Source organism: Nonomuraea phyllanthi, assembly GCF_006334985.2.
GTDB lineage: Bacteria > Actinomycetota > Actinomycetes > Streptosporangiales > Streptosporangiaceae > Nonomuraea > Nonomuraea phyllanthi.
The window spans coordinates 191,236-200,578 of sequence record NZ_VDLX02000021.1; the positions used below are offsets into that span (position 1 = coordinate 191,236).

The following is a 9,343-nucleotide window of genomic DNA, read 5'->3' on the forward strand; positions in this document are numbered from 1 at the left end:
AACTCTGGCCGACGATTTGGCGGATCGCCCACCACCGCCTGTACGAGGCGAGGCGACGGGTGCACGCCGTGGACCTGCGGTGGGTAGAGAACGCCATCAAGCCGAATCGGTGTCTCGGAGAGGGGCTGGGATGAGGGAGCACTTCGTCTGGGTGACGACGCGCCGCATCAGGCCGGGCACGTTGGAGGAGTTCGAGAGGGCATGGCGCCCCGAGCCGTACCCGCCGGGGCTGCGGCAGGCGTACGCGTACTGGTCCGAGGATGGGCTGGAGATCACCGGGGTGTCGTTCTGGGACACGAGGGAATCCTGTGACTCCTGGCGGGGCTCTCAGGCCGAGACCCGTCGCCGTGAGGCGATGTCGTCCTTCGTCGTGGAGGAGTCGGAGGGCTTCTACCTCGGCCGCGAACTCGGCATCCCCACGCGCTAGCGTCCAGCCGGAACACATGCCGCAGCCTGGCCACCATCCGCCGCACCAGGCCGGCCCGCTCCAGCGGTCTCCATGTCCGGTCGCGCCGCAGGAATCATGCTGAGGCCCGCGTGGACGATCTCCTGCGTCCTCGGCGAGAACGATCCGGATCATGCGGCCGGCATCGGCATGGGGCACGGCCCCGGAAACCGGACCCGTCGTCTCGCAACCCGCCTGTACGTAGCCGCCCAGGGCCTCGGCCCACTCTCACACCCGGCCAGGCCGATACCGCTGCCGCCGGGCGCACCCTGCCGTCGTCGACGTCCACGATGACGGCCTGCCACCCATACTCCACCCGCACGATGCGTGCGTCACGCGTGCGTGTCTCATCGTTCGGTCAGCCTTCCGAACGAACCGGTGACGGCGATTCGCACGACCTCCTCGCTGGGCCCTGAATCACGATCTCTGCCGGTCCACCGTGATCACGAACGCCTCCAGCGATGCGACCAGCGTCGCGATGTCCTGGCCGTCGCCGGCCTTGAGAGGACACCGAGCATCCGGCCCGGCCCGCCGCACTCGCCTCCAGCGTGCAACCGCGTGGCAGGCGGTGGCTTCTTCGGCCTGTCCTCGCAGGACTTTGTGCCGGCGCTGGGCCAGTTCCTGGGCAGTTCGGCCGGCCTGTCCGCTTCGATGATCATCCGGTTGAGCGAGCGTTGGAAGGCCGAGCAGCGCGCCTTCAGCGAGCGGCACCTGTCGATGGTGGACTACGTCTACCTGTGGGTCGATGGTATCCACGTCAACATCCTGCTGGAGGAGCACAAGCTGTGCCTGCTGATGATGATCGGCGTGCGCGCGACGGCCGCAAGGAACTCAGTCGCGCTGAGTGACGGCTACCGGGAGTCGGCCGAGTCGTGGGCCGATCTGCTGCGTGACCGCAAGCGGCGCGGCATGCGCGCCCCGGTGCCAAGAAAGCGCTTGCGGAGATCTGGAACGCCGAGGACAAAGAACACGCCCTCGCGGCGGTGAAGGACTTCCGGCAGGCCTACGGCGCCAAGTACCCCACGGCGGTCGCCAAGGTGGTCGACGACCTCGACGAACTGCTCGCCTACTACGACCATCCCGCGGAGGATTGGGTGCACCTGCGCACGACCAACCCCATTGAGTCCACCTTCGCCACCGTCCGGCACCGCACCAAGGTCACCAAGGGTCCCGGCTCCCGCACGGCAGGGCCGGCGATGGCCTTCAACCTGATCGAGTCGGCACAGAAGCGTTGGCGCGCCGTCAACGCGCCGCATCTCGTCGCCCTGGTCCGCGCTGGGGCCACGTTCGTCAAGGGCAAGCTCGTCGAGCTCAGATCTGGCCGCTCCATCGGAGCAGGGCGTTCGACCCACGACTTGCTGTGGACATACCACTGATATACCGCCGATGTTTAGCATTCTTTGCGGTGCTCTGATCACAGGCGGAGCACCGCGAAGTTCTCGTTAACTGACAAGGATCGAAGTTCATGCGGAAGCTCTCCCCCTCGAAGATGCTCGCCACTGTTGTCGGGGTCTCTGCGGCCTTCGCCGTACTGACGCCGACCACGACTGCCACGGCCTCCACCACCGCCACCGCCTCCTCGAGCGTCTCTTCGGCCGGCTGCAAGGACAAGTGGAGCAAGCTGAACACGAAGGACGGCTTCGTCAGCTACGTCCTGAAGCTGTGCAGCAACGGCTACGGTGAAGCGCGCGGCAGCGTGACGGACACCAAGAGCGACGCCTGGACGACCGTGGTCGAGGTCTCCTTCAAGAAGAGCAACGGCAACGAAATTTACGGCGGGTACAAGGAGGCCGGCCGGAACAAGGGCCACAAGAGCTTCAAATGGTCCACGACCCGCACCAACCTCGACCGGATTACGATCCGGGCCAAGCGCTGCCTCCCGGGCACGATCGTGTGCAACAACACCAAGACCTACACGCTCTACCCCTGATCTGATCTAAGGCGTGGCAGTCGGGTCGCCAATGGTGGCTGGATTCCGAGAATCGAATTCGAGGATGGTAGGAACTGGCGGGCAAGCCAGAAGGTGTCAGCCGCTTACCCTGAGGACTCCGACTACTTTCCGGGAAACCCTGTCACTCACGAACAGAAGTGTCCATGAGACTCACAGGTCAATCGTTTGGAGTGGCTCAGCTGACACGGCAACGAGGGTGACACCTTTTCATATACGCTGGAATATGTGGGAGCTGCCGCAAGTGACAGTATCCGTGTTCGATTCCACAGAGGCCATATCGAAGAAGACCCCGGTCTGCCTGCAGAAGTCGGGCCTGGTCTTTTCAGGTACCCCGACCTTTCGCGCATGGGAACTCATCGGCCTGGAACTCCTACGGGCGGCCAATTCTTCCACCTGGTGGATAGCCGACTGGCTCGCCTATGGGGAATCCGCGTTCCACGACCGTTACCAGGAGGCCGCGCGAAAGACTTCGCTCAGTTACCAAACCCTACGCAACTACGCATGGGTTGCCCGACAGTTCGCACTGCCACGCCGACGGGACCATCTCAGTTTCGGCCACCATGCCGAGGTGGCCGCCCTCGATCCCCCCGAACAGGACTACTGGCTGCGCAGGGCCGAAGAGTTCACTTGGTCACGGAACAAGTTACGCAATGAGGTGCGGGCGAGCCTCCGAGAGCGGCAGGGCCCTAAGTCGATGGCCGGCGCCGACGAAATTCCAGTCGAGGAAGCGCACAACCCCGCGAGCAACAACGGATACCCCCCGGTGGGCGCCAAGGGCTTGAGCATCAAGCTCTCGCACGAACAGCTCAATCGCTTGACCGCGACAGCAAACTCCTACGGACTCAGCCTTGAGGAATGGGCGGTCCAGGTTCTCGAGTTCGTGTCCAACAATCCCGTCCAAGCCGCGGCAATGCCCTTGGAGAGCGTCAACGACTGAGCCTGGGTTCGCGGCTTGATTCTTTGTGGCCATCCCTCGGTCCGGCCCGGGCGGGTGCAGCCGGTGATGATCGCCACCGTTAGCGTCCACGGGAGTGGTGTACGGGTTTGATCTCGTTCATCGCCTTGATGCCCGTGGGGAAGATCGATGTGACATGAGGGCGGCCACTCCGCGATCCATCACAGCTGTCGAAGGCATACGGGATCAGCACCACCTGACGGAACGGGGCACAGTGCGACCGCCTTTGGGGTGTTCCCCTTCGTCGTGCCGAGTCAGTGCAGGGCTTCCTCCAGGACTTCTAGATAGGCGTACCCGGCCGAGAGGCTGTCAGTGAGCCCGAGCGCCGCGAATTGGTCGAGCAACTGACGCAGGGCGGCGAGATGGTCTTTCCAATCGCCGTCAGACACATGGGGGCCGCCGAGGAACTCGATCGTCTGGGCCGTCTCCGATGAGCGGCGGGCGAGTTGCTTTCCGGCGACCGGGACGAGCGCCAGCCGCATGGCCTTGTGATCGTGAGGGGTCTTCGGGGTGGACGACTCGTGCTGGCCGCGATTGAGATACTCGGAGAAGGTGGCCGAGGTCCGATCGATGTCGCACCGGTCGAAGAGGACGGTGCTGTCGGAAGGCCAGTTCGCCAGGGAGACCGGGTGAATGTGCCAGTCGATCCAGAGCGGAAGCCCGTCCACGACGTACTGAGCGCTGACCGCTCTGGTGCCGAGAGGGCCGTTGTGGCGAGCGTCGATGGCGAAGGTCAGCTGGCCTGGACCCTTGGGAAGGCGGTCAGCCGTCGCGTAGTCATCGAGATGCGCGTCCTCCGCGATGAGGAGGAGGTCGATGTCGCTCCAGTCGTCGGCACGACCGGCGCCCAGAGAGCCGACCAGAGCGGCGCCGACCACCAACTGATCGTCTTGGAGGGCGTCGGTCACGGCGCTGAGCCAGCGGTCCCGGATCCGGGCGAGACGAGGAGCCGGCGGTCCAGTGTTCTTCATATTCATCGCGACCAATCTTAGCCAGGCAAGTGCCAGACCTTATCCTTTTGCCACGGTGACGGAATCGGCGCCTAGATACGCCCCTCCTCCCACAAGGCCAGACCGGTTCCGGTGAAGTGACCGAAACCGGTCACATCAAGCTTCGGAAGATCGAGCGTGTGCCAAAATTCCAGCATATTCCACAGTCGGATATCGTCGAAAAGCAAGGGCGTCCCCGGTCTTATCCCGACCGTGCCGAGGCGGGACATAAGGCAAGGTTCGAACTCCCCGTCCTTGGGGCCGTCCAAAAAGATGAGATCAGCCGTTCGTAACAGTTCCGCATGCGCCTCGAACACTTCGAGGCGGCACAGATCGCCGGTGATCGGCGTCAGTCGCCCGTCATCCAGGTCTTGAGCACGGAGCAGGGTCTGACCCACCTGTGACCACGGGACAACGTCGAACGTCACCAGCCGCCCGGTCACCGGCAAGTTCTCCAGGAGGGCCAGTGCGCTGGCTCCGTCGAAGGTGCCTATCTCCACCACCGTCTGCGGTTTCAGCAGTTCGACGATCGAGGCCAGCAGCCGATAATGCTGCCCCGGCCACACGAACAGCGAATCCGCCGCACCGCGCTCACGCAGCAGGCGCAAGGGCTGGTCAAGAGCCCGTTCGGCAGCGGTGCCCGCCAGCGAGAGAAGCGCACGCAGGCTTGGTTTGTCATGGTGATCGTCTCGCATGATCGCGCTGATGTAGGACTCGGGCGCGCCCATACTGTCGAGCCTCGCGGACGTCCACCGCAGGTCGAGCTCCACAGCACTGGCGATCCGCCGCAGGAGCGACCGGGCCATGGTCGTCATCTTTCCGCGTGGGTACAAGGACGAGGCCCCGATGGCATTGTGATCGCGTACCAGACCCAGCGCGTCGCCACCCCTACTGCTCGGCAACGAATGCGAATCATTTCCGTGTTCTGCCACGCGATACCTCCTGGTTGATCGTTTGAGCGAGCGGCCGGCGGACTGTCATCTGTATGCCTGGACCTGGGTGTTGTAAAGCTCGGCATAATGGCCGCCGAGGGCGAGCAACTCGGCATGACTACCGCTTTCGGCAACCCGTCCATCAGAGAGGACGACGATGACGTCGGCCATGTGGACGGTGGAAAAGCGGTGAGACACCAATAGGGTGATCGCACCGCGTCGCCGGGCCGTTCGTGCCTGATGAGCGAAGCTTTCGAAAAGGTCGTGCTCCGCCTGGGGATCGAGCGCCGCGGTGGGTTCGTCGAAAATCAGCAGCAACGGAGAAGTGCGCATCATCGCGCGCCCGAGAGCCAACTTCTGCCATTGGCCATGCGAGAGGTCAGTGCCGTCGAAGACGGTCCCGAGCTGGGTGTCCAGGCCGTCAGGGAGGCGCATGACGGTTTGACGGGCCCCGGCACGATCCACGGCGCTCTCGATCGCGTCGCTGTCGTCGATGTGCCGCAGGTCTCCGACACCCACGGCTTCCCTGGCGCGGAGTTGGAGCTTGGCGAAGTCCTGGAAGGCGCCGGCACAGCGGGCCGACCATTGCGCGGGGTCGATGTCGGCCAGACGCCGACCGTCGATGTCGATCGAACCCTGGTCGGACCTGTGCATGCCGGTCAGCAACTTGACCAGGGTGGTCTTTCCCGCGCCGTTGACGCCGACGAGGCCGACGGTGGAGCCGGCCGGCAGGTCCAGGTCGATGTCCATGAGGCAGGGTGTCTCGTCGCCGGGGTAGGAGAAGGTGACGCCGCGCAGGCTGATGCCCGTGGTCAGCGAATCGGGCGCGGAGGTCGTGCCTTTGGGGAGGGCGTCCGCGTAGTCGCGCAGCCACAGGTAATGGTCGGCGATGTGCCCGGCCTGGGCGATCGCACCGGCGCCGGTCACGCTGCCCGAGACCTGTTGGCGGAGCCGCTCGGCCAGCCAGATCACCAGCACCACGTCTCCAGTGCTCGCCCGGTCTGCCACCGCCAGGTACGCCACGATGGCCAGCGCGCCGACCAGCCCGGCGAAGAAGCAGCTCCAGCCGAGCGCCGTCCATGCCATCCCCTTCAGCAGGGCGATGCGCTGCTGCCTGGTGGCCTGCTCCCACAGCCGCTCGGCCCGGTGGCTGAGCTCGGGTCCGTTGCCGGAAATCAGCACCTCCTTGGCCGACTCGGGTTGCAGGCACAGCGCGTGCATGGCTTCCTCATGCCGGACGGTCTGTGCGACCGCGTCTTGAGCGGTGCGTCTGAGCCGCTGACCCTTGCCATTGCAGACGAGCACCGGCGTGACGCACAGGGCGAGCAGCGACAAAGCGGGGTGGATCTCGGCCAAGAGAAAGAGGCTCAGGCCCAGGCTCACCACGGCGGCGAGGGTCTCGACGACCGTCCAGCACAGCGCCGCCAGGGAGAACGTGCCGCGCCGCAGCGTCGTCAGCCGGTCCAAGTACTCGACGCGTTCCAGGTGCTCGATGGTGGGGATGCGGGCGGTGACGCGCAGGACCTCGTGCTGTACGTGCACCGACACCAGGTCGGCCAGGTAGGGTCGCAGATTCATCTGCACCCGCTCAAGCGCCGAGGACATCGTGTACGCCAGCACACCGACGATCACGGCGGCCGCCACGCCGCCGACGTCGCCCAGCCCTGCGGCGTCGACCAGCCAACGCTGGCACACCGCGGTCCCGGCGACCACCCCGGAGGCCAGCACCACCAACAACGTGGCGACAGTCGCCACTCGGGGATCCGCGCGAAAGGCCAGCATCAGCATGTGCCAGGTGGTGCGTATCCTGTGGGTCATCCTGCCACCGTCAAATCGCCGGGATCATCGAGGTCGAAGCGGGCGGCCTGCAGCCCGAACAGGCGGGCGTAGCCGCCGCCGCGGGCGAGCAACTCCTCGTGGGTGCCGGACTCGTGGATACGGCCCTCGGCCAGCAGGACGATGCGGTCGGCATGCCGTACGGTGGAGAGCCGATGTGAGATCAACACCATCGACGCCCCCTGGGCGGCGGCCACCACGTTCTGGTAGAAATCCGCCTCAGCCCGTACGTCGAGATGAGCGGTCGGCTCGTCCAGCACGATCAACCGGCGTCCCTGCGCGACGGCGTACAGCACACGGGCGATCGCCAGTTTCTGCCACTGGCCACCCGATAGGTCCTGCCCGTGGTCGCCGCCGCGCCACAGCGGTGTGTCGAGCCCGCGCGGAAGCCGATCCACCATCTCGTACGCGCCTGCGCGTAGCAGCGACTGCTCGACCAGGGCGTCATCGACCGGCCGTTCGGGAACCGATAATGCGACGTTGTCGCGCACTGAGGCGGGATAGCGCACGAAGTCCTGAAAAATCACGCTCAACCGCCGCCGCCAAGCCGCGAGGTCCAGCCCGGACAGGTCCACACCGTCCACCAGGATCCGCCCGGCCGTCGGCGTGTACAACCCGGCCAGCAGCTTGGTCAGCGTGGTCTTGCCGACACCGTTCACACCCACGACGGCCAGAACCCGGCCGGGTTCGACGCTCAGGTTGAGACCGTTCAACACCGGCCGCTCACTTGCCCGATAACGAAACTCCAGGTCCTCGAACACCACCGACGGCGCATCGGCTTCGGGATCGGTCTCAGAGGCGGGAGCGGCGTTCAGCATGCGGGCCGGTCCGTGGCGTGCGGTCAGCCGCTCAAGGGCACGCATCGCTCGTGTCCCGCGCTCGATGTCGACGGATTCGCTGAAGTCGCTGACCGTGAAGATCGCTCTGGCGGCCACCACACACGTGGCCAGCGTTCCCAGCGTTATCGCGCCGGCGGTGGCGGCCAGCCCCGGCACCAGCAGCGCCGCCAACGCCGATCCTCCCGCGAGCATGACGGGAAGGACCTGGCGGCGCAGGATCCTGCGGTGAGTCGCCCAGACTTCGGACGCCGTGCTCAAGCGGATGGTCCGCCATCCCTCTACCACCCAGTCCGCCAGTCCGAACAGCCGCACTTCCTTGGCCGTCCTCACACCCGCGGCCAGGCTCGTCCAGTACTGCACCCGCCGCCCGTCCCTGGCCAGCGACTCCTCCAAGCGCGCCAGATGCATCCACTGACGACGGATGATCGCGCGTATGAGCAAATTCACCGCCAGGAGCCCTATCGCCAGAATGGGAAAGTAGGCGGCGAGCACGGCTGCCGCCATGACCGCACCGATCACACGGCCGGCCAGTTGGATCAGCCCCAGGGCCGCGACACCGGGCGAGCGGATCGACCAATCCCCCGGTGCGCTCGCCCGCGACGCGTCGTCGTGAAACTCCGGCCCTTCCAGATGCGCGATGCCGGAAGGCGCCAATGCCATGGCGCGCACCTGCGTACGCACCCAGCCCTCGATACGGCGCGACACGGCGAAGTGGAACAACTCCCGCAGCGAATCCATCAGGTTGATCGCCATCAGCACCACGGCCAGTGCCGCGACCAGCACCGCGACCTCACCGACCCCACCAGCGGCACCGACACACGCCACCACCGCCCCGGTGATCAGCGCGGCCACTGAGGGGCCAGCGGCCTTGGCAGCCAGGACTAGCACCAGCCCGATCAGATCGCGCCTCCGCGCGTGCCGGAGCATTCGCAGTACACACGCCTTCTCCCCTATTTGGTCGCGATATGTCGACCAGTGCAGCGGAGCCAGCGACAGACCGGAATCGTGCTCGTTCAATCTCAAGGGCGCAACTCCATGTCGGAGAGATGACGAAGCAGCCGGTGAGAAGAGCCGGCGATAATCATCGAATCTCGTTTCACGCGCCGCGTCATTGCATGTTCGGCCCGTGCGATGCCGCGGCTGCCGCGGAGACCTGGCGTCGAGATTAGGGCACCAGGACCATGGCAGGGCAAAGCGCCGTGTGCGTAACCGTGCGCTTACGTATGGCCCGCCAGATGACGGACCGTGGCCCGCTCCACCCGCGCCGAGTGGGTTGCGTCCACGGAAGTGGTGTACGAGCTTGGCCTGGTCACAGGCGTGGCGTCGTGAAATGAAGACGGCCATCGCGTGATCCTTCGAGTAGCAAGATCAAGATTCGAAGGAGAACCAGGCGATG

The 9,343-nt window shown here is 65.5% G+C and carries 7 protein-coding genes and 1 pseudogene; 4 read left to right on the forward strand and 4 right to left on the reverse strand.

Features of this window, described 5'->3' with window-relative positions:
* The first annotated feature begins 130 nt into the window (after window positions 1-130).
* The 4 genes and pseudogenes from FH608_RS41220 (at window position 131) to FH608_RS52015 (ending at window position 3,333) form a co-directional block, all read left to right on the forward strand.
* A complete protein-coding gene (locus tag FH608_RS41220) occupies window positions 131-427 on the forward strand; it encodes a hypothetical protein (protein WP_139635843.1) in 297 nt (98 codons plus the stop codon).
* Between the two features lie 597 nt (window positions 428-1,024).
* Window positions 1,025-1,821 (forward strand): annotated as a pseudogene (locus tag FH608_RS41225) (transposase); the annotation flags it as partial.
* Window positions 1,822-1,910: 89 nt separating this feature from the next.
* The gene (locus tag FH608_RS41230) at window positions 1,911-2,375 is read left to right on the forward strand and encodes a hypothetical protein (RefSeq protein WP_139635844.1); all 465 of its coding nucleotides are present in this window, start codon (window positions 1,911-1,913) and stop codon (window positions 2,373-2,375) included.
* Between the two features lie 244 nt (window positions 2,376-2,619).
* Window positions 2,620-3,333 carry an LmbU family transcriptional regulator gene (locus FH608_RS52015; RefSeq protein ID WP_193318915.1) on the forward strand — a complete coding sequence of 238 codons (714 nt, stop codon included), beginning with the start codon at window positions 2,620-2,622 and terminating at the stop codon, window positions 3,331-3,333.
* 272 nt (window positions 3,334-3,605) lie between these two features.
* On the opposite strand, the gene FH608_RS41240 is transcribed toward FH608_RS52015, so the two are convergent.
* From FH608_RS41240 to FH608_RS41255, 4 genes are all read right to left on the reverse strand, one after another.
* A complete protein-coding gene (locus FH608_RS41240) occupies window positions 3,606-4,328 on the reverse strand; it encodes a nucleotidyltransferase domain-containing protein (RefSeq protein WP_226900358.1) in 723 nt (240 codons plus the stop codon).
* A 65-nt stretch (window positions 4,329-4,393) separates the two neighbouring features.
* Window positions 4,394-5,146, reverse strand: coding sequence for an O-methyltransferase (locus FH608_RS41245; RefSeq protein WP_193318916.1), 753 nt, complete (start codon window positions 5,144-5,146; stop codon window positions 4,394-4,396).
* A gap of 171 nt (window positions 5,147-5,317) precedes the next feature.
* A complete protein-coding gene (locus tag FH608_RS41250; RefSeq protein WP_139635846.1) occupies window positions 5,318-7,060 on the reverse strand; it encodes an ABC transporter ATP-binding protein in 1,743 nt (580 codons plus the stop codon).
* A 26-nt stretch (window positions 7,061-7,086) separates the two neighbouring features.
* A complete protein-coding gene (locus FH608_RS41255; RefSeq protein ID WP_139635847.1) occupies window positions 7,087-8,970 on the reverse strand; it encodes an ABC transporter ATP-binding protein in 1,884 nt (627 codons plus the stop codon).
* Between the last annotated feature and the right edge of the window lie 373 nt (window positions 8,971-9,343).

What these genes read in the sequence shown, in the direction of transcription:
- FH608_RS41220 (WP_139635843.1), top strand. Translation starts at nt 131, where the DNA reads ATGAGGGAGCACTTCGTCTGGGTGACGACGCGCCGCATCAGGCCGGGC.
- FH608_RS41240 (WP_226900358.1), bottom strand. Translation starts at nt 4,328, where the DNA reads ATGAATATGAAGAACACTGGACCGCCGGCTCCTCGTCTCGCCCGGATC.
- FH608_RS52015 (WP_193318915.1), top strand. Translation starts at nt 2,620, where the DNA reads ATGTGGGAGCTGCCGCAAGTGACAGTATCCGTGTTCGATTCCACAGAG.
- FH608_RS41245 (WP_193318916.1), bottom strand. Translation starts at nt 5,146, where the DNA reads ATGGCCCGGTCGCTCCTGCGGCGGATCGCCAGTGCTGTGGAGCTCGAC.
- FH608_RS41230 (WP_139635844.1), top strand. Translation starts at nt 1,911, where the DNA reads ATGCGGAAGCTCTCCCCCTCGAAGATGCTCGCCACTGTTGTCGGGGTC.
- FH608_RS41250 (WP_139635846.1), bottom strand. Translation starts at nt 7,060, where the DNA reads ATGCTGATGCTGGCCTTTCGCGCGGATCCCCGAGTGGCGACTGTCGCC.